Raw genomic sequence first — 20,025 nt, forward strand, 5'->3', positions numbered from 1 at the left:
CCGGACACCGGCCGGTGCAGCCGGACCGGGGTGAGGGTGGCGGGTCCGGGCTCGCCGGACTCCTCGGCGTACCGGCGGACGCGAGCCGCCCGGCGACGGGCGGCGTGAGCGGTCGCGCGGGCAACCAGCCACGCCAGCGACGCGGTCAAGCACAGGTAGCGCAAGGCGTACCTCCAGGGATCAGGTGCCGGATGGGAGGTCCGGCGCTTTCAGGTGCCTCCATGGTGGCTCTCTGCATCTGAATTTGCAATACCCATCTGGAGAGTGGTGTAAGAATCCCACATGTGATCACCGTCGAAGGATGGGTAGTGCGTGAAATGTCTGAATCCCAGCGGCCAGTCGTAGGATCGGATGCCCAGGTGCGCAATCCGAGGAGGAGCCGAGACGTGGCCAGCCCGACTCTGCGACGGCGTCGCCTCTCCCGACTCCTGCGTGAGCTGCGCGAGGGGCACGGCTGGACTGCCAGCAAGGTCGCCAAGAAGGCCAAGGATCTCTCGGGCAAGCCACGCGGCTGGTCGGCGTCGAAGTTGACCAGGCTGGAGGGTGCCGAGTGGAAGCGCGTGCAGACCGCCGACGTGCTCACCCTGCTCGACATCTACGGCATCACCGACGAGCAGACGCGCGCGGACTACGTCACCCTGGCTCGCGAGGCGAACCAACAGGGTGGTGGGCAAGCTTCGGCGACGCTCTCGGCTCGGGTCAGTTCGTCGGGCTGGAGTCCGAAGCCTCCTCCATCCGCACCTACGAGTCGATGACGATCCCCGGCCTGCTCCAGACACCCGAGTACGCCCGCGCGGTCATCAGCGGCAACGGCCTGGTGGCCGACGAGGATGAGCTGACCACCCGCGTGGACGCGCGCATGTTCAGGAAGAACGTCTTCACCAAGAGCGCGCCCGTGACCTTCTGGGCGGTGCTCGACGAGCTGGCGCTGATGCGGATCACGCCGGAGCTGTCTGGGCAACTGGACCACCTGCTGGAGATGGGATCCCGGCCGAACGTCGGTATCCAGGTCCTCCCGATCGCGCGAGGCCCACACGCTGCGATGAACGGGAACTTCGTGATCATGGAGTTCCCGCCGCCGGATCCCCCGGTCGTCTACCTTGAAGCCATGTCCGAAGAGATCTACTTGGAGAAGCCCGAGGAGATCACCCGCTACCAGCACGTGTATGACTACGTGCAGGCGGAGGCCCTGTCCGTCGCCGACTCACGTCAGCTCATCCGCGACCGACTCGCATCCCTATGAAGTAAGGCGCTCCGATGCCTGAGACATCCCACCCCATGAAGTTCCGCAAGAGCAGCTACAGCGGCGCGACCACGCAGAACTGCGTCGAAGTCGCCGACCTGCCGACCGGCGCGGCCGTGCGCGACTCCCAGAACCCCGGTCTGGGGCACCTGAAGGTCCCGGCTGCCGAGTGGACCGCACTCCTCCGGGTCGCTGCCCGAGCATAGGCAGACAACGAGCAGGGCCCCGGCGAGTGCCGGGGCCCTGTCGTGCTTTACCTGAAAGCATCCCGCGCCGAGTCTACCGGCCGGACGGCAGTGCGACCAGACGACAGCCCCCTACGACGTCGCCGACACGCGATAGGGAGTCAGGGGCCACCCGCGACAAGGTGACCCCCTTCCCCTCAGGCCGCCTTCTCGACTGCGGAAGGCGACCATGATCCGAGCTACGCCCCAGCTACACCCCTGTCCGGGAAACGAGAAGTCACGCACGTAGTGTTTTCGGAATAGGAAAGTTGAATCCCAGGATCCACGCCATCATCGGCCGCAGGATGGGGTGGCGGGCCAGCACCGCGAAGCCGCTGACCGCGCCGCGCAGGGTCCACCTCCCGCCGTCGTCCCGGTCGGCCTGCATCGGGCGGCGCACGGACATCAGCAGGGCGGACGCGGCCAGGTAGGTCAGCGCCTCGACGGCGAACGGGAACGCCCTGCCCAGGTGGAACAGCGAACCCGCGAACGGTGCGCCCAACGCGGTCGTTCCGAAGAGGCGAACCTGGTTCTGCGCGGCGGCGTCCGCCAGCTGGGCGGCCGGGACCAACTGCTTGACCGCCGCCATGGCCACGGGGTTGGCGATCCCCGCCAGCGCCGCGGAGCACACGGCGACGCACAGGACGCGGAGCACCGACGCGTGCCCGGTGAGCAGCAACGCCGTGAACAGTGCGAGGAGGACCAGTCGGCCCAGGTCGCAGATGAGGAGGACCGCGCGCCGGTTGGCCCGGTCGGCGAGGGCCCCGCCGGCGACGGACGCGACCATCGCCGTGGCCGCCTGCGCGGCCCCGATCGCACCGGCCTGCGCGGCCGATCCGACGAGGACCAGGACCAGGAGGGGGTAGGCGACCTCTCCGCTCTCCTTGCCCAGTCCGGCGCAGAACCGGCTGGTCCAGAGCGCCTGGAAGTCGCGGTTGCGCAGGAGCGCGCGGGAGCCCCCGGCGCCGTCCGCCGGCGGGACCCCGCCGGGGCGACCGGGCGGACGCCGCCCTTGGGTGGTCATCCGGAACCGAACGGCGCGGGCGCCAGGCGGGGAGGCCGATCCGGGGGCGGGGATCTCATGCCGCCATTATGCGCGCCCGGACGACGATCCACGCGGCCGCGGAGCCGCTGTGCCGCAGGCCGATTCGATGGTGCGCGGAGTCCGTTCGACGTAGGCGGTCACCAGCACGACGGCGAGGGACGCACCGGCGACGAACAGGTACGACGCCCCGCCCGACCGCGGCCCCGGCACGTCACCCGGGTGAGGGCGTCAGCAGGACGAACCCGGTCTGGAACGGGTCGACGCACAGGGCGAGCCGACCCACCCCCGGCGTGTCCTCGGGCCCCATGAGCACCTGGCCGCCCGCCGACCTGACCCCGGCGGCCGCCGCGTCGCAGTCGGCCACGGCGAACACCGGGTGCCAGTCGGCGTTGCCGCCGGTCGCCTCCAGCGCGGTCGCGTCCACCCCCATGACCCCGCCGAACTCCCGGTTCTCGGCGTCGCCCGACGGGGCGATGATCCGGTACGGCTCAGGCCGTCCGCGAGGGAGAAGTCCTGGAAGCGCCAGCCGAACAGCTTGCCGTAGAAGGACAGCGCCGCGGCGCCGTCCGGCGTCCACAGCTCCACCCAGCACAGGGTGCCGTCCTGGTCGGTGACCCCCATGCCCGGGAAGTCGTACGCCTGCCAGAGCCCGAAGTCGCCGCCCTGGGGGTCGGCGCAGAACACCATCCGGCCGAACGACATCACGTCCGTCGGTCCCGCGTGCACGGTCCCGCCGAGACTCTCCACGGTGCGGGCCGTCGCGTCGACGTCGGGGGCGGCGAAGTAGACACTCCACGCCGGCCGCTGCCCGTCGTCCATGAGCGGCCCGAGACCGGCCACCGGGGTCTCGTCCAGCTGGAACATCCGGTACCCGCCCGTGTCCGGCGCGGGCTCGCTGGCGCTCCAGCCGAACACCCTGCGGTAGAAGACGACGGAGGCGGCCACGTCCGGCGACCCCAGCTCGATCCAACACGGGGAGCCGGAGACGAAGTGGGTGGTGATCATGGGTTCCCCTTCTCCGTGTGTCCACGACAAGCACCGCCTCCGAGTTTCTCCCGCGCCGGCGCTGCGAGCGGGTCGTGACGCGGCAAAGACTCGCACAACTCACGTGGCGGCCGAGCGGCCCCGGTTCCGTGCGTGAACCGCCCCCCGGAGAGGCGCCTCACCCGACGCCGCCCCGGCGGCGTCGGGTTTTCCTCGGCGGCGCGAACGCCCACCACGAGCCCGCGACGGCGCAGAACAGCAGCGCGCCGGCGACCGCCAGCGTCCACGCGTCCGGGGCCACGACGGACTGGCCCCGCAGCGCCTGCCAGACGGTCAGCCCGAACGTCCCCGCGTAGACGGCCCCCGCCACCCCCACCAGCCGGACCCGGGCGGCCTCCGAAGGCGGCTCGGCCCGGTACCGCGCCACCGACCCCACGACCAGCGCCACCAGGATCATCACGTGGATCCCGTGGATCCCGAGGAAGTGCGAAACCCGCAGATCCCCCGCCACCGTGCTCCACCCGACCAGCGGCAACCCCGGTCCGCCGTCGGGGGCGCCCACGGTGTGCGCGCCGATGACGTCCGACCCGCCCTCCGCCAGCGCGGCCGCCTGCTCCGGCGTGGCCCGGGACATCAACAGCGCCACCGGCATGCCCGCCAGCGTGACCGCCATCCCCCATCGGACGGCGCGCGCCATGACGCGGTCACCCACCGGTCCGCGCACCAGCACGGCGGCCATGACGACGTTGAGCGCCCACACCGTCAGGATGACGGCCCCCATGGCGTTGAAGACCACGGCGTCGACCGCGGTCGCCACGTTGAAGTGACTCCGCACGCCCCGCACGGCCTGGACCACGACCGCCGCCAGTTCGACGGTGACGAGCACCGCGATCACCGCGCCGAGCCGGTGTCCGAACCGGCGGGTCCAGGACAGGAGCCAGGCGAGCGTCACCGTGTACACGGCGATCGACAGGGCGAACCTCGCTGGCTTGCTCCACACGGGTTCGCCCACCACGACGCGGTCGTCGACCGCGATCCCCACCAGGGCCACCGCGAGCACCAGTCCCGCCAGCACCGCGGCCGCCATGAGTGGGCGGTGCCAGCCGAGCGCGGTTCGCAGGAGGGGAGGGACGCGCACCGGACACCCCGAGCGATCGGCACCGTCGGTCACGGGGGTTTCCTACCCGCGCCCAGCGGCTCAGAGTCGGAGTTCGAGGACCATCCGGTCCTCCCCCGGACCGTCGTGGTCGGTGTGCGGCCCCGTCACCGTGAAGCCGAGCGCCCGGTGAAAGGCGATCGACCGCGCGTTGACCGGCGAGGTCACCGCCCGAACCACGCTGCGCCCGTCGACCCGGGCAACCTTGGTGAGCCGCGTGTACAGGCGACTCGCCAGTCCCGATCGGCGGTGCTCCGGCGCCACCCCGACGAAGTGCACGTAGGCCTCCTCCGGCCGCGACGGCGAAGCGAACCCGACGAGGAAGCCCGCCAGCTCCTCCCCGACCTCAGCCGTGAGGCTGCTGGTGTGGAAGTGGTCGAGGAACAGTCGCGGGAGCACATCCGCGATCGGCCGCCCCCACCACGCGTCGCACACCCCGATGATCCGCAGGTGGTCGGAGGGGCGGGCGGTACGGATGCTGACATCGGGCAAGGGACGGGTCTCCTGTCGCCTCGGGGGATTGGGGCGATGGTATCGGCTCCCGAGCCAACGACGCCCGGGGCAGGGACGGCCGAACGCCTCCCGGAACGGCTGGCGGTGCGCGGCGCCCCGGTCGTGCTGGTGGCCGCCGCCGGACGCACGCCGCCCGCGTCGCCGACGACGGCTTCTGGCTGGTCGCGCCGGACCGCCCGAGCACCTCGGCCCGCCGGTCAGCCCGGCTTGACGGCGCTGAAGATCGCCGTCCCCGGGATCATCCGGCCGCGGACCGGCCCCCAGCCGCCCCACACACGCTCGTGTCCCTCGGGCCACTCTGGCTCCACCACGTCCCTCAGGACCAGCCCGGCCCCGACGATCCCGCGAATCCAGTCGCCCAACGTCAGGTGGTGCTCGACGTAGACCGCTCGTCCCCGGTCGTCCTCCTCCACGTAGGCGCGGCGGTCGAAGTAGGACTGGCGGACGGTGAACCCGTGCTCGGTCGGATCGTCCGGGAAGCACCACCGCACGGGGTGGGTCACCGAGAACACCAGCGCCCGCCCGGGCGCAGCACCCGCCCGGCCTCGGCCAGCGCGTCCACGGCGGCGGGCACGAACGGGAACGCCCCGAAGGCCGAGAAGACCACGTCGAAGCAGTTGTCGGCGAACGGCAGCCGCTGGGCGTCCGCCTGGGCCGTGGGCACCGTGATTCCGCCCTCCCCGTCGATCCGCCGCGCGTGCTGGAGTTGGCGCAGGGCGACGTCCACGGCGACCACCTCACGCACCCCCTGGGAACGCAGCCACCGGGCGCACTGGGCCGCGCCGCACCCGACCTCCAGGAACCGCCCGTCGCGTGTGCGCGCCAGGTCGAGCAGGTCGGCGCCGGCCTCGGTCAGCCCCTCGGGACACCACACGAAGTCGGCGTCGCCCAGGAAGGCCCCGTGGTCGGCCTGGTAGGCGTCGGCTGCGGCGTCCCACCACAGACGACCCGCCCGAGCGCTCTCCACCGGGTCGGCGGCGCGGCGCTCGACGCGGCCCGGATCCGGGTAGTCAGCCTCGTCCCGCATGCTCCTCCTCCGGTGTCCCCGCCGGGGCCGCGCCCGACTCCGCCGCGCTGGCGTCCCTGAGCTCGCGCCGGACCAGGAACACCCATCCGCCGATCGCGATGAGCGTGAACACCCACCACTGCACCGCGTAGGACAGGCTCATCCCCGAGTCGAGCTCGTGCACGGCCACGCGCTCGGGGGCGGGGTCGGGTGCGGGATCCTGCCGGATCAGCTCGACGTATCCGCCGTACACCGGGTACGGCAGGTCCTCGGCGAGGGACTCGACGTCCACGATCATGATCTGGCCCTCGGGCAGGCCGTCGCGCTCACGCAGCCCGGTGTTCTCCTCGCTCTCGGAGAACTGGAGGCGTCCGGTGATCTCGACCCCGCCCTCGGGCGCGGGCGGAACCTCGGGTGTGTCCCGCGCGGTCTCCCCCGGGGCGATCCAGCCCCGGTTGACCAGAACGGCGGGCCCTTCCCCGGTCACCAGGGGCGTGAGCACGTGGAAACCGACGCCGCGTTCGCCGTCCCGGTTGCGCAGCAGGAGTTCGTGTTCGGAGTCCCAGACGCCGGTGGCCTCGACCGTGCGCCACCGGTCCTCGCGGCCCACGGTCCCGCCGACCTCGGTGAGTTCGGCGACGGGCACCGGGTCGGCGGCCAGGTTGCCCTGTTGGAGTTCGACCGCGGCGCTGCGCTGCTCCCAGCGGTCCAGCTGCCAAAAGCCCAGCCACACGAAGCTGGGCACGATCAGCATGACCAGCGCGTGGAAGGCCAGCATGCGTGGGGAGAACAGGACTCTGAGCACGTCTTCGAGGTTATGAGACGCGCCCGGTCACCCCGCACCGCCCCCGCCCCGGCACGGCTTGCGGACACGCGTGGGGCGGGGCCCGGAACACCGGAGAGCCCCGCCCCACGGGTCGGTTCGCGCGTGCGGCTCCGGCCCTAGACCTCGTCCGCGGCGCCGGCCGCACGGCGCTTGCGCGCGAAGTACAGTCCGGCGAAACCGGCGCCGATCGCGGCCACACCGGCCGCGACGAGGCCGCCCAGGGCGGTGCCGGTCACCGCGAGCTGCTCGTCCGCCTGGGGCCGGGGGTCGCCACCGGTGGAGGAGGAGCCGTCGCTCTGTGAGCCGCTGTCGGTGTCGCCTTCGTCGTCCCGGCCGTCGTCACCGCCGCCATCCCCACCGTCGTCATCGCCGTTCCCGTCGTCGCCACCCTCACCGCCGTCACCACCGTCGCCGTCGCCATTGCCATCACCGCCGTCGTCCCCGTCGTCGCCCCCATCGCCGTCGTCGCCATAGCCGCCGTCGGAGATCTGCTCCATGCACGCGCCCTCGGCGATGCCGAGCACGGACACGGCGTTGCCGCAGATGTCGATCGCGGCGTCGACGGGGACGATGATCTGGTTCCCGCTGGCCACCCCACCGGAACCGTCCGTGGACGCCCCGCCCTCGGACGCGGACTCCTCCTCAAGGGCCTCGACCACCTCGACGCAGTCGGCCTGGGAGAGGCCGCCGACCGCGACCGCGTTGCCGCAGGCGTCCACGGCCGCGTCGACAGGGACGATGATCTGGTTCCCGCTGGCCACCCCACCGGAACCGTCCGTGGACGAGTCGGCGAGGGCGGCGGTCAGAGGGGCGACCACGAGTCCGGCGGTGAGGACGGTGGCGAAGGGGTAGCGGAGTGTGTTGCGCATCGTGCTGCTTTGACCTTTCACGGAGACAGCCAGGCGATCGCGCCAGTCATGACGCGTGGGCGTCGCGGAGGGAACCGGGGGTGCGCGGTCTCGCTTCCCAGAGGAGCGGTTCCACTTCCGCGACGCAGGCGGGCCCGACACCGGTCGACGGTGATTTGTGCGGGGCGGCCCGCGTGCGTGCGAAGGTCGCGGCTCTTAGGGATCGACCCTGGCGAGAACCGGCGACGGACCGAAACGTTAGCAAGCCCTCGGTGACGCGCAGGCGTTTTCCAGAAATAGCACGCCGAAGTTTCGACACTTTACGTGTGCGTTTCACAACAGATTGAAATCAGCGCTGGTCAAGGCCTTATGATTGATAACACAACGCACATGGATAGAGACCTAGTGTAATGAAATCCGGAAAAGAAATTCCGATCCGCTCACACGCCGTCCACTAATCCACTTCGTTGGTTCGACTTCCAGAGACACCCGGAGTCGCATGCCGAACGCCCGAACTCTCCACACCCATGGCAAATATCCGATTTATGAGGTAAGACAGAAACAATGCAGACGCCAGCCCGGCCGGTCACCGCCCGACGACGCGAAGCACGAGGTGGCCTCTTCGGCAGAACCGACATATGAGACGCCAGGCGCGCCTCACGGTCCCCCGCACCGACCCCTTCCCTGGAGACTCCCATGCCCATCCGCGCCCCCCGGTTCCCCCGGACCCCGCTCCGTGGCGGCGCCGCAGTACTCGTCGGCGCGCTCCTCGTTCCCGCCTGTTCTCCCGGAGACACCGACTCCCCCACGGACAGGGGCGGAGGCGCCGAGACCACCGCGGCCCTCCAGGACTCGACCTCCTCGCCGAGCGCGCCGCCGGAGCCAGAACCCTTCACCATCGCCTTCGGCGGCGACGTGATGTTCGAGGGCTTCCTCGAATCCCGACTCGACGACGCGTCGACCGCCATGGGCCCGATCGCCGACCGACTCTCCGCCGCCGACCTGGCCATGGTCAACCTGGAGACGGCCGTCACCGACGGCGGGGACCCCGCACCGAACAAGGAGTACGTCTTCCGCGCCCCCTCCACCGCCCTGGAGCCCTGGACGCGGCCGGCGTGGACGTGGCGTCCGTGGCCAACAACCACGGGATGGACTACGGGGAGGTCGGGCTGACCGACACCCTCACGGCCGGCGAGGCCTCGCCCGTCGCCCTGGTCGGGGCCGGGAACGACGCCGACGAGGCCTACACCCCGCACATCGCCGAGGTCGGCGGTCAGACGGTCGCCCTGTTCGGCGCCACCGACGTCCTCGACGACCACCTCATGGAGGCCTGGACCGCCGGCGAGGGCAAGCCCGGTCTCGCCTCCGTCAAGGGAGAGGCCCGCGAGCGGATGCTGACCGCCGTCACCGAGGCCGCCGCCGAGGCCGACAACGTCGTCGTCTTCCTGCACTGGGGCCTGGAGGGGTCGCACTGCCCGATCGGGCACGCACCCGCGCTGGCCGACGACCTCATCGCCGCCGGAGCCACCGCCGTCGTGGGCGGTCACGCGCACGTGCTGTCCCCCGGCGGCTTCGTCGGCGACTCCTACGTGCACTACGGGCTGGGCAACTTCGTCTTCTACAATTTCGACGGACCCACCGCGGAGAGCGGCGTGCTCACCCTCACCCTCGACGACGGCCGCGTCACCGAGTCCGACTGGGCGCCCGCCCGCATCGAGGGCGGCGTCCCCGTGCCCTACGAGGATGCGGCCGCCGACCAGGCGCGGACCACATGGGAACGGATGCGCGGCACCTGCGCCCTGCCCCTGACCGACTCTCCCGCCTAGAGCAGGGGCCGCGGACGCCGCCCGCCGGGGAACGCGTCCGCGGCACACTTCACTGGAGTCCGGGCGCGGCGACACCGTGACGTTCGGCGACGGCGCCGATCTCCTCCAGAAGCGCGTGGCGGCGCGCCGCGCCCAGATAGGACGCCCGCACACCGTTCGCGGCCAGCCGCACCAGGTCGGCCGGGAACAGCCCCAGGTCGTACACGGCGCGGTACTCGCGGGTCAGGTCGGTGCCGAACATGGTCGGGTCGTCGGTGTTGAGCGTGACCAGCAGCCCGGCGTCCAGCATGCTCGGCAGCGGGTGGTCCCCGATCTCCCCGACCGCGCGCGTGCACACGTTGGAGGTCGGGCTGACGTCCACCGGCACCTGCTCGTCGACCAGCCGAGCGACCAGTTCGGGGTCCCGCATCGAGTCGATACCGTGGCCGACCCGCTCCGCGCGCAACGCGTCCAGCGCCTCGCGCACCCGTTCCGGGCCACCGTGCTCCCCGGCGTGCGGCAGACTCGCCAGTCCGGCCGCGCGCGCCCGGCCGAAGACGCCGGCGTACTGCTCCAGCGGGGTCTCCACACCGCCGACACCGAACCCGACCACGCTGTGCGGGCCGTCCCTCAGCACCGCCTCGACCGTCTCCTGCGCGCTCTCCAGCCCGAAGTCGGCCGGGAAGTCCGGAACCCACCGCAACTGGATCCCGTGCTCGCGCTCGGCGGCCACCCGGGCGTGCTCGATCCCGTCGAAGACCACCCGTGCCGGGACTCCGCGCATCAGGTGCCCGTACAGGCTGACGTGCAGCTCCGCGTAGCGTACGTTGTGCGCGACCAGCCTCCGGGCGACGACGGAGGCCAGGAGCGCGAAGTCCTCCTCGTCGCGCAGGGCGCCCACCGACTCCAGGTACACCTCGACGAAGTGCGGGAAGTCCGTGAAGGCGTACCACTCCTGGAGCGCCTCCAGGGTGTCGGGCAGCTGGGTCAGGCCGTGCTTGCGAGCCAGCGCGAACAGGGTGTCCGCGGGCATCGAGCCCTCCAGGTGGACATGCAGTTCCACCTTGGGCAGATCCTCGATGAGCGCGTCGACGGCCGCCGGAGTCGGGTTGGTGTCCATGGGCGCGAGACTACGCGCGCGGACGCGCCGCACCCAGCCCCCCGGCCCGAGTTCACGCGGCCGTGTCAGAGGAACTCGGCGGCGCACGGACCGCCCCGGTACGCCCGCACGGGAAAGTGTCACGCCCAGCGGGTAGCGTCGGCCCGCGCGGACGGCGACGACGAACACCCGTCGAACCGGCGCCGTGGTCGTCGGTCACGTTCGTCGGAACCGCGGTGACGACCTCGAAGAACACCCGCACCACGGAGTCGTCGGTTACCTCCGCGACGATCTCCGGAACGAAACTGGAATTTCCGCGGAACCAGGTGAATCCGGAAAGGCATCATAGGCAGTGTGACGACAAATCCCCGAAGCTCAACGTCCCAGCGGCCGCGACGGTCCCCTGGCGGCGCGAACGGGTCCCACGTGTCGCGCGAGGGCCGTGGGCCGGTCAACCTCGCCTCCGAGGACCTCGCCTTCGCCCAGGCCCCGCTCCGTAGGCTCCCCGCACAGCAGCGCAGCATGCTCAGAGTGCAGCGCATGCTCGACTGCTGCGCGGAACTCCTCGACGAGATCGGCTACGACAACCTGTCCACGACGCGCATCGCCGAGCGCGCCGGCGTCGCCATCGGGTCGGTCTACCAGTTCTTCCCGGACAAGAAGGCCATCACCCAGGCCCTCGGCCTGCGGTTCCTCGACCAGTTCGGCGCACGCGTCACCGAACGCCTGGCCGACGCCTCGTTCTCGCACTGGACCGTGGCCGTCGACACCGTCATCGACGAGTACATCGACATGCACCGGACGATCCCGGGATTCCGAAGCCTGCACTTCGGCGACATCGTCGACCGCAGACTCCTCAACGGCGGCACCGACAACAACCGCGTCATCTCGGTCCGCCTGCGCGAGATCATCGTGTCCGTCACCGGCATCGCCGACACCGACGACCTCGACCGCGCGGTCCACGTCGCCGTCGAGGCGGCCGACTCGGTGCTCAAGCTCGCGTTCCGCGACGAGCCGGAAGGCGACCCGGCCCTGATCCACGAGGCCAAGCGCCTGGTCAGCAGCTACCTGACCGACTTCTCCGAGCGCAACGGAGGCGATCATCCGTGGTAGCCGACGCCACCACCCTCACCCGGCCCGTCACCGGCACGGCGGCCGGTGTCCCCTACCTGGCCCTGCCGCCCGCGGTGAGCGACGCGCCGGCGCCCCTGGTCCTCGCACTGCACGCCTTCGATCCGCCACGCGGGGAGGCCGCCCTGGCCGGGGCCATCCCCATGGCCCCGCTCCCCGCCTGGCGCGTCTACCTGGGCCTGCCCCTGTTCGGCGCCCGCCTGCCCAAGGGCGGCGTCCCGGAGGTCAAACGGCGCGGCGAGCGCGACTACCTCATCGAACTCTTCGGCCCGGTGGTCGAGGAGTCCGCCGCCGAGTTGCGCCGCGTCGTCGGCGCGCTGCGCGCCGCCCTCGCGGTCACCGACGACCCCGTGGGCCTGGTGGGCTTCGGGGCCGGGGCGGCCGCCGTTCTGCTCACCCTCGCCGAGAACCGCCTCCCGGTCGGCGCCGCCGCCGTCATCAACCCCGTCGCCGACCCGGCCTTGGTGATCGCGGCCCGGGAGCGCCGTACCGGTGAGCCCTACGCGTGGGACGAACGCTCACGGCAGACCCGCGAGTGGCTGGACTTCACCGCCCGCGCGGAGGAGATCGCGCGCGCCCGGACCCCCGTGCTCGTCATCAGCGGCGGTCAGGACGAGGTGGTCACGCCCGACGACGGCCAGGCCCTGCACGACGCGCTCCAGCCCCACGTGCCCGAACATGCCCTGCGTCACATCGTCATCCCCGATCTGGCGCACACGATCGGCCCCGAGCCCGGTCTCGCGCCCGGACCGCTGACTCCGGCGGGCGTCCTCACCGACCGCGCGCTCACCGAGTGGCTGCACCGGCACCTGGCCGCTTCCACGCAGGTCGAACCGTCGCCTCAGGGCTGAGCCCCCTTCCTCCGAGGCCCCGGGCCCCCTCCGCCCGGTCGCGACACCCTCCGTTCACCGCGTGCACCCCCCGACCTCCCTCCGCGGCCGTTCAGAGGACGCCACCGCGACAGCTGGTGCGCGTTCCATGGGATCATCCAGTGGCGACCGCTCCAGCGGTCCACCTGACCGTTTCGACTCATCCATCAGGAGGGCGAACCACGTGACGGAACCGGCACCGGTCTTTGCCAGCGGGGTCGACAACGAGCGGTTGAACGCGCAGCTGCGCTTCCTCCTGGAGGTCGACAAGCTCAAGCGCGTCCTGCGACAGAACCTGCTGGTCGACGGCTCCCGCCGGGAGAACTCGGCCGAACACTCCTGGCACCTGGCCCTGGCCGCGCGCACGTTCGCCGAGTACGCCCCCGAGGGCACCGACATCGACCGGGTCACCGAGATGCTCGTACTGCACGACATCGTCGAGATCGACGCCGGCGACACCTTCCTCTTCGACCGTGTCAGCACCGAGACCCAAGCCGAGCGCGAGCGCGCGGCGGCCGGCCGCATCTTCCCGCTGCTGCCCGAGGACCAGGCCGAGAGGGCCCGGGCGCTGTGGGACGAGTTCGAGGCGCGCGCCACCCCCGAGGCCCGTTTCGCCCGGGCAGTCGACCGTCTGGCGCCCATGCTGGCCAACTGGCACAACGAGGGCGGCGCCTGGCTGCGCTTCGGTGTCAGCCGCGCCCGGGTCATGGACGCGATCAAGCTGATCGCGGAGGGCTCCGAGGCGCTCGGGGCCTACGCCACCGCGCTGGTGGAGGACGCCGAACGGCGCGGGTACTTCAGGGGCTGAGGCCGGGTCAGATTCTGCCCATGACCAACTGGACCGCGGCGGTCAGGCCCACGGCGACCACGCACAACCGCAGCGCCGCCGGGCTGAGTCTGCGCCCGTAGCGCGCGCCCAGGTGGCCGCCGACGATCGTGCCGACCGCGATGAGCGCCACCGCCGTCCACGCGGGCGAGGCCAGGACGATGTAGAACACCGCCGCCGTGCTGTTGGCGATGGTCGTGAGCACGTTCTTCAGGGCGTTGATCCGCTGGAGGTCGTCGTCCAGCGCCGTGCCCAGAAGACTGAGCAGGATGATTCCCTGCGCCGCGGCGAAGTAGCCTCCGTAGGCGCCGGTCGCGTAGCAGCCCAGCGGAAGCAGCGGACCGCCGTTCTCGGACGCGGGCCTGCGCGACCGCGCCCACGCGGCGATCCGGGGCTGGAAGAGGATGAGCACACACGCCGCACCGATCAGGAACGGTACGACCGTCTCGAACACCCCGGGCGGCAGGTAGACGAGCAGGAGTGCGCCGGTGATGGAACCCACGAGGCCATGGCGCCCAGGCGCAGCATCCGGGCGCGTTGGCCCCTCAGTTCACGCCGGTAGCCGATGGTCCCGCTGATCGACCCTGGAGCCAGGCCGATGGTGTTGGAGACGGTCGCGGTGATCGGGGGGAAGCCGAGCGCCAGGAGGACGGGGAAGGTGAACAGGGTTCCCGACCCCGCGATGACGTTGATCCCCCCGGCCGCGACTCCGGCCAGGAGGACGGCGGCCGCCTCCCACAGTTCCATCCCCGACGCTCCAGGTCCGTACCGATCCCCCGTCCGCCGGGGTAGATTCCCCACAGACTACGAGAACCGGTCATCGGACCACGGGGCCGGGGCCGGTGCGCCCCGCCGTGTCGTGCCGGACCGTGCTCACGCGGGGCGTCCCGGTGATCAGGGAATGCGGACGACCTCGTCGCGCAACCGTTCGAAGGCGTCGCCGACCCCCTGGAGGGCGCGGCCCATCTCGGAGGGGACGACCCACACCTTGTTGGCGTCGCCCTGGGCGATCTCCGGGAGCTTCTGGATGTAGTGGTAGGCCAGCACGTCCTTGTCGACCTTGCTGGCGTGCAGGGACTTGAACACGATGTGGATGGCGTCGGCCTCACCGCGCGCCCGGAGCGTCTGGGCGTCGGCGTCGGCCTTGGCGGTGAGCATCTGCGCCTCGGCCGCGCCCTGGGCCCGCAGCACGGCCGAGGAGCGCTCGCCCTCGGCGCGCAGCACCGCGGCCTGCTTCTCTCCCTCGGCGCTCAGCAGTTGGGCCCGCTTCTCACGGTCGGCGCGCATCTGCATCTCCATCGCCTCCTGAACGGAGGACGGCGGCTCGATGCCCTTGAGCTCGATCCGGCTGATCTCGATGCCCCAGTCGGAGGTGGCCTCGTCCAGGACCGTCTTCAGCTCGCGGTTGATCGCGTCCCGGGAGGTGAGCGTGGCCTCCAGGTTCATCCCGCCGACGACGTTGCGCAGCGTGGCCAGGGTGAGCTGTTCGACCGCCTGGATGAAGTTGGCGACCTCGTAGGTGGCGCGGTAGGCGTCCACGACCCGGATGTACACCGCCGAGTCGACCTCGACCGCCAGGTTGTCCTCGGTGATGGCCGACTGCGGTGGGAAGCTGACCACCTGCACCCGGCGGTCGATCCGTTCGCGCACGTGGTCGACGCCCGGGATCACGACGTTGAAGCCCGAGTTCAGCGTCCGGTGGAACTTGCCGAACCGCTCGACGACGTCCTCCATCGAGTGCGGAACGATGCGCACGCTCCGCCAGAAGATGATGAGCAGAACGGCGACGAAAAGCGCGACGATGATGATCGTGGTCATCATGGGGCAACCCCCGTCTCAAAGCGGGTGGCGGCGATCAGCAACGGCATGAGAGCGGCTCCGGAGTTTCCCGAGGGGATCAGGGGAACGGGCGCGGACCGCGCATCAGCGGCCCCGCCCACCCGATGATCATAAAGCGCGCCGAAATGGAGCGATCCGCTCACCGGTTGATGACGCTACCCCATATGCACCAGGGGTATCCACATCCGGACAGGTATAGGAATTACGGACGATAGATTGCCCTGTTTAACTCAATCCCAAATTGTCAGATCGCTCGGGCGTTCCACCGGTCCCCGTCCCGCTCCACCTTCAACGGCAGGTCGAAGGTCTCCGTCAGCGTGTCCGCCGTCATCACCTCGTCCAGCGGGCCCGCCGCGACCACACGCCCCTCCCGCAGGAACAGACCGTGTGTGAAGCCAGCCGGGATCTCCTCCACGTGGTGCGAGACCATGACGAGCGTGGGCGCCGCCTCGTCGCGGGCGAGCACCCCCAGCCGCCGCACCAGTCCTCACGCCCGCCCAGATCCAGACCGGCGGCGGGCTCGTCCAGGAGCAGCATCTCCGGATCGGCCATGAGCGCGCGGGCGACCAGTACGCGCTTGCGCTCGCCCTCCGACAGGGTCTCGAACCGCCGGTCGGCCAGGTCGCCCACACCCCAGTGCCCCAGCAGCGCGCGGGCCCGCCCGTAGTCCGGCGTCCCGTACTCCTCGCGGAACCGCCCCAGGTAGCCGTAGGCGGCGCTGACCACCAGGTCGACGACCGGGGTGCCCGGCTCGACCCGGGCCGCCACAGCGGCGCTCGTGTAGCCGATCAGCGGGCGCAGTTCGAACACGTCGACACGTCCGAGCCGCTCACCGAGGATCTCCACCGAGCCGTCCGTCGGGAAGAGTTGACTGGAGACGAGGTTGAGCAGCGTGGTCTTCCCCGCTCCGTTGGGTCCGAGGACCACCCACCGGTCCCCCTCCTGGACCGTCCAGTCGACCCCGTCCAACAGAGCAGCGCCCCCGCGCCGCACCGTCACCCCGTTCAGGCCCACCACACGCCCGTCCATCGTCCTCCCTCACGTCACGTCCCACGCCGGTGCACGGGCCGACCTACCCTGTAGCAATGCATCTCACGTCCGCACCGCTCGTCGCCTGGGGCAACGCCTGGCTGTCCGGACACGTCGGACTGGACGACGCCGTCGACGCCGTGGAGCGACGCGGCGGCCCCAATCTGATCGGGACAGTACCCGGCGACGATCTGCCCTTCGACAGCGGCGTGCCACTGCGCACCGCCCTGGTCCGCCTCGGCGGCCTGGGGCTGTCGGTCTTCCGGCTCGCCCTGCCCACCTGGGGTGATCCGCTGGGGCTCGTCGGTCCGAAGGAGCTCAACCAGGCCGCTGTGCAGGCCCGGGAGGGCGTCCTGGTACAGCTCGCCGACGGACAACTCGGCCTCGTGCCCACGCCCGACCGGCGAGGATCATCCTATGTGGGCGTTTCGTGGACCCCCTTCCGGGCCACCGACGCCCTACCGCAGGTCCCCGACCTCGCCGAGGCCGAGCAGGGGTTGAAGCTCACCCTGATCGAGGTCACCAGGACCCTGGAGGGGGTGGACGACGTCGCGGGGTTCGGCCCGCGGGTCCTGGGATCGCTGGAGAACCGGGACGCTCCACCACTCGCGCACGGCTACCCGCCGCGCGCCCACCGACTGGCCGCCCAGGCCGAACGACTCGCCAGGATCGTCGAATCGGCCGAGCCGCTCTCCGGCCGGGGGCTCGACGCGCGGCAGGCGCAGAACCGACGCGAGGCCCTCCGCCGGCTGGACATGGCCGTGCGCCGCGCCCGGGTGGCCGCGCACGCGGCGATCGCACCGCGTTTCTAGGGCGTGTGCCGTGGATGCAGCCCGTCGCGCAACGGGGTATGCGTCCGCGGCACACTACGCAGGCCCACGGGGGACGCGCTGACCGGATCTCGGGGTAGCTCCAGGGGAGATACCTGATCTCCCACCACCCGTCACCCCCAATACTGGAGGGTAGGTGGAGAGTAAGGGAACGAGGAGACCATGCAGCCCGACCACATCCGAGCCTCCGACTCCGACAGAGACAAGGTCGCCGAGCGGCTCCGGGACGCCCTCGCGGAGGGGCGGCTCAGCCCCACGGAACTCGACGAGCGGCTGGACGACCTCTACCGCGCCAAGACGGTCGGTGAGCTCGCCCCGATCGTCGCTGACCTTCCGACCTCCACACCCGACCAGCGCACCCTCCTCGGCCCCGAGGCGCGGGACCTGGCCGAGCGGAGCAAGGGCTCGGAGAACATCGTGGCGGTCTTCGGGGGATGCGAGCGCAGGGGTCGCTGGCTGGTCGAACCGCGGACCAACGTGTCCGTGCTGTGCGGCGGCGCCGAACTGGACCTACGCGAGGCCGTCCTCAGCCGGAACGAGGTGACCATCCAACTGGCGGTCATCCTGGGCGGCGTGGACATCGTCGTCCCCCACGGGGTCAGGGTGATCAACGACACGTCCGCGATCCTGGGCGGCGCCGACATGCACGGCACGGACCAGGTCACGGAGCCGAACGCGCCGGTCGTGCGGCTCACCGGCACCTGCATGCTGGGCGGAATCACGGTCAAGGCCAAGAAGGCCCACCGCTGACAGCTGTCCGCATGGTGAACGACCTGCGAAGAGAGGCTGACCTGTCGAACACGGGCCCACCGGAGCCGAGTACCGTGGATGACGCCATGAATGATGAAACCACCTTGTCGGTCACGGTGACCGGGCGAGACCGTCCGGGCATCAGCGCGCGTCTGCTCAGCACCCTCTCCGTCTTCCCGGTCGCCATCGTCGACCTGGAACAGGTCGTCCTCGGCGGCCGTCTGGTCCTGGGCGCGATCTTGGAGGTGGACGAGCGCGTTGCTCCCGGCGTCACTCGGCACCGCGTCTTCGAGGAGGTCCGCGGCGCGCTCGACAAAACCGCGATCGACCTCGACATGGAGACCGAGTACGGAGACGGCGGGGGACGGGTCAACGCCTACGACCCCAACCGGTTGCACGTCACCGTCCTGGCCGATCCGCTCCGCCCGGGCGCCCTCGCGGCGATCACCTCGTGCGTGGCCCGCGCGGGCGCCAACATCGACCGCATCGAGCGGCTCTCCAGTTATCCGGTGACCTCCGTCGAGATGGACATCTCCGGGGGCAGCGCCGACCAGCTCCGCGCCGAACTGGCGATGGAGGCGAGCACCCAGGCGTGGACGTCGCCGTCCAGCCCAGTGGTCTGCACCGCCGGGGCAAGCACCTCATCATCATGGACGTGGACTCGACCCTGATCCAGGGCGAGGTGATCGAGCTCCTGGCCGCCCACGCGGGCTGCGAGGAGGAGATCGCCAAGGTGACCGAGCAGGCGATGCGCGGAGAGTTGGACTTCGAGGAGTCCCTCCGCGCTCGGGTCGCGCTGCTGCGCGGACTCGACGCCTCCGCGATCGACAGCGTCCGCGAGGAGATCGAGCTGACGCCGGGTGCCCGGACCCTGGTCCGCACGCTCAAACGGCTCGGGTACGAGTGTGGGATCGTCAGCGGCGGCTTCACCCAGATCACCGACTCCCTGGTGGAGCTGCTGGACCTGGACTACTCCGCCGCGAACACCCTGGAGGTGGTGGACGGCAAGCTCACCGGTGACCTGGTGGGCCCGATCATCGACCGTAAGGGGAAGGCCACGACGCTCCAACGGTTCGCCGAGGAGGCCGGTGTGCCGCTGACCCAGACGGTCGCGATCGGCGACGGGGCCAATGACCTGGACATGCTCCAGACCGCCGGGCTCGGCGTCGCGTTCAACGCCAAGCCGGTCGTCCGCGAACAGGCGGACACCTCGGTGACCGTGCCCTATCTCGACGCGATCGCCTTCATCCTGGGGATCACCCGCGAGGAGATCGAAGCAGCCGACCTGCACGGCTGATCGGACAGCGCACGTCACATCCCGTGGGGACGGTAGCCCTTGGCCCCCTGTGGCTGACGGGGTGGGAGAGTGTGCGGCCGACCCCCGTGTGGCTGGGCGCGCGGGGAGGGAGACCCTCGAACCCCCCTTGACCCCCGTTCGGTGACCCGAAGCGGTCACGGTCTCCGGCTCACCCCCCTTGGCTGGGCGGACAGTGAGGGTGTAGACCCCCTTTCCAGTGACGGACGTGCGGACCTGTGTGGGGCTTGGGGCCGATGTCTGCTGGACCGTCCACCCCCCGCTCCTGGGGTCGGGGGTGTCATCACTTCGGAATCACGTTTCCACGTGGTGGCCGTGTTCTGCATATCTGTGCACGGCGGATGGTGACCATAGGTGAGGGACCTCGCCCTCCGGACGAATTCGCTCCGCGAACACGCCCTCCGAGGCGAGCCACACCCCCCATGGTGACCGGGGCAGCGGAACACCACACCCAGCCCCCTGTGGACCCGAGAACCGGTCAACCCAACCCCCCTCAGGCCGATGGTCGCGCGCGCCCGCCACCAAGAGCGAAAAAAGGGGGGCGCCCACCCCGGCACCCCCAACACACAAAAAAAGAAAGGGGGCCGTCCCCAAGGACGACCCCCTCCCCAACAAAAAACCGTGGCAGCGACCTACTCTCCCACCCCACCACAGGGCAGTACCATCAGCGCAAAGGAACTTAACGAC

Annotated in this window: 15 protein-coding genes and 6 pseudogenes; 10 read left to right on the plus strand and 11 right to left on the minus strand. The window is 70.9% G+C overall.

Annotated features, from left to right (window positions below; translation table 11 throughout):
* Positions 1 to 386: 386 nt before the first annotated feature.
* Genes BJF83_RS30665 through BJF83_RS20675 form a run of 3 tightly spaced genes read left to right on the plus strand, consistent with a single transcriptional unit; the run spans position 387 to position 1,449 of the window.
* On the plus strand, positions 387 to 755 hold the full coding sequence (locus tag BJF83_RS30665; RefSeq protein WP_316042327.1) for a helix-turn-helix transcriptional regulator: 369 nt from the start codon (positions 387 to 389) through the stop codon (positions 753 to 755).
* Positions 752 to 1,243, plus strand: coding sequence for a DUF5753 domain-containing protein (locus BJF83_RS30670; RefSeq protein ID WP_316042328.1), 492 nt, complete (start codon positions 752 to 754; stop codon positions 1,241 to 1,243). The genes BJF83_RS30665 and BJF83_RS30670 overlap by 4 nt, the downstream gene beginning before the upstream one ends.
* A 14-nt stretch (positions 1,244 to 1,257) precedes the next feature.
* Positions 1,258 to 1,449: a DUF397 domain-containing protein gene (locus tag BJF83_RS20675; protein ID WP_075927612.1), complete on the plus strand. Its 192-nt coding sequence runs from the start codon at positions 1,258 to 1,260 to the stop codon at positions 1,447 to 1,449.
* A gap of 268 nt (positions 1,450 to 1,717) precedes the next feature.
* On the opposite strand, the pseudogene BJF83_RS20680 reads toward BJF83_RS20675, so the two are convergent.
* From BJF83_RS20680 to BJF83_RS20710, 7 genes and pseudogenes are all read right to left on the minus strand, one after another.
* Positions 1,718 to 2,491: pseudogene (locus BJF83_RS20680) on the minus strand (MFS transporter); the annotation flags it as partial.
* Between the two features lie 249 nt (positions 2,492 to 2,740).
* The gene (locus BJF83_RS20685; protein WP_316042329.1) at positions 2,741 to 3,517 is read right to left on the minus strand and encodes a VOC family protein; all 777 of its coding nucleotides are present in this window, start codon (positions 3,515 to 3,517) and stop codon (positions 2,741 to 2,743) included.
* Between the two features lie 157 nt (positions 3,518 to 3,674).
* Positions 3,675 to 4,634 (minus strand): hypothetical protein, encoded by a 960-nt coding sequence (locus BJF83_RS20690; RefSeq protein ID WP_083678632.1) that lies wholly within the window; start codon positions 4,632 to 4,634, stop codon positions 3,675 to 3,677.
* A 60-nt stretch (positions 4,635 to 4,694) separates the two neighbouring features.
* Positions 4,695 to 5,144: a GNAT family N-acetyltransferase gene (locus tag BJF83_RS20695; protein ID WP_075927613.1), complete on the minus strand. Its 450-nt coding sequence runs from the start codon at positions 5,142 to 5,144 to the stop codon at positions 4,695 to 4,697.
* A gap of 218 nt (positions 5,145 to 5,362) precedes the next feature.
* A pseudogene (locus BJF83_RS20700) lies at positions 5,363 to 6,192 on the minus strand (class I SAM-dependent methyltransferase).
* Positions 6,176 to 6,976 carry an SURF1 family protein gene (locus tag BJF83_RS20705; RefSeq protein ID WP_187347197.1) on the minus strand — a complete coding sequence of 267 codons (801 nt, stop codon included), beginning with the start codon at positions 6,974 to 6,976 and terminating at the stop codon, positions 6,176 to 6,178. The pseudogene BJF83_RS20700 and the gene BJF83_RS20705 overlap by 17 nt, the downstream one beginning before the upstream one ends.
* 137 nt (positions 6,977 to 7,113) lie before the next feature.
* Positions 7,114 to 7,866, minus strand: a complete 753-nt coding sequence (locus BJF83_RS20710) for a chaplin (RefSeq protein ID WP_075927614.1) — start codon at positions 7,864 to 7,866, stop codon at positions 7,114 to 7,116.
* A 675-nt stretch (positions 7,867 to 8,541) separates the two neighbouring features.
* On the opposite strand from BJF83_RS20710, the pseudogene BJF83_RS20715 reads away from it, so the two are divergent.
* Positions 8,542 to 9,671: pseudogene (locus tag BJF83_RS20715) on the plus strand (CapA family protein).
* Between the two features lie 49 nt (positions 9,672 to 9,720).
* On the opposite strand, the gene add reads toward BJF83_RS20715, so the two are convergent.
* A complete protein-coding gene (gene add, locus BJF83_RS20720; RefSeq protein ID WP_075927615.1) occupies positions 9,721 to 10,770 on the minus strand; it encodes an adenosine deaminase in 1,050 nt (349 codons plus the stop codon).
* A gap of 501 nt (positions 10,771 to 11,271) precedes the next feature.
* Here add and BJF83_RS20725 point away from each other — a divergent pair.
* From BJF83_RS20725 to BJF83_RS20735, 3 genes are all read left to right on the plus strand, one after another.
* Positions 11,272 to 11,862, plus strand: coding sequence for a TetR/AcrR family transcriptional regulator (locus BJF83_RS20725; protein ID WP_075927621.1), 591 nt, complete (start codon positions 11,272 to 11,274; stop codon positions 11,860 to 11,862).
* Positions 11,856 to 12,731, plus strand: coding sequence for a S9 family peptidase (locus BJF83_RS20730; protein WP_075927616.1), 876 nt, complete (start codon positions 11,856 to 11,858; stop codon positions 12,729 to 12,731). Before BJF83_RS20725 ends, BJF83_RS20730 begins: the two co-directional genes overlap by 7 nt.
* Positions 12,732 to 12,933: 202 nt before the next feature.
* A complete protein-coding gene (locus BJF83_RS20735) occupies positions 12,934 to 13,557 on the plus strand; it encodes an HD family hydrolase (RefSeq protein ID WP_075927617.1) in 624 nt (207 codons plus the stop codon).
* Between the two features lie 7 nt (positions 13,558 to 13,564).
* On the opposite strand, the pseudogene BJF83_RS20740 reads toward BJF83_RS20735, so the two are convergent.
* The 3 genes and pseudogenes from BJF83_RS20740 to BJF83_RS20750 all read right to left on the minus strand — a co-directional run bounded on the left by BJF83_RS20740 (position 13,565) and on the right by BJF83_RS20750 (position 16,443).
* Positions 13,565 to 14,322 (minus strand): annotated as a pseudogene (locus BJF83_RS20740) (sulfite exporter TauE/SafE family protein).
* Positions 14,323 to 14,469: 147 nt separating this feature from the next.
* A complete protein-coding gene (locus tag BJF83_RS20745; protein WP_075927622.1) occupies positions 14,470 to 15,393 on the minus strand; it encodes an SPFH domain-containing protein in 924 nt (307 codons plus the stop codon).
* 265 nt (positions 15,394 to 15,658) lie between these two features.
* Positions 15,659 to 16,443, minus strand: a pseudogene (locus BJF83_RS20750) (ABC transporter ATP-binding protein).
* 56 nt (positions 16,444 to 16,499) lie between these two features.
* On the opposite strand from BJF83_RS20750, the gene BJF83_RS20755 reads away from it, so the two are divergent.
* From BJF83_RS20755 to serB, 3 genes and pseudogenes are all read left to right on the plus strand, one after another.
* Entirely contained in the window at positions 16,500 to 17,255 is a 756-nt protein-coding gene (locus tag BJF83_RS20755; RefSeq protein WP_075927618.1) for a hypothetical protein, read from the plus strand.
* Between the two features lie 180 nt (positions 17,256 to 17,435).
* On the plus strand, positions 17,436 to 18,023 hold the full coding sequence (locus BJF83_RS20760) for a DUF1707 domain-containing protein (protein WP_075927619.1): 588 nt from the start codon (positions 17,436 to 17,438) through the stop codon (positions 18,021 to 18,023).
* 86 nt (positions 18,024 to 18,109) lie between these two features.
* A pseudogene (gene serB / locus BJF83_RS20765) lies at positions 18,110 to 19,320 on the plus strand (phosphoserine phosphatase SerB).
* Positions 19,321 to 20,025: the final 705 nt, after the last annotated feature.

Source organism: Nocardiopsis sp. CNR-923 (genome assembly GCF_001942255.1).
In the GTDB taxonomy this organism is placed as follows: Bacteria; Actinomycetota; Actinomycetes; order Streptosporangiales; family Streptosporangiaceae; genus Nocardiopsis.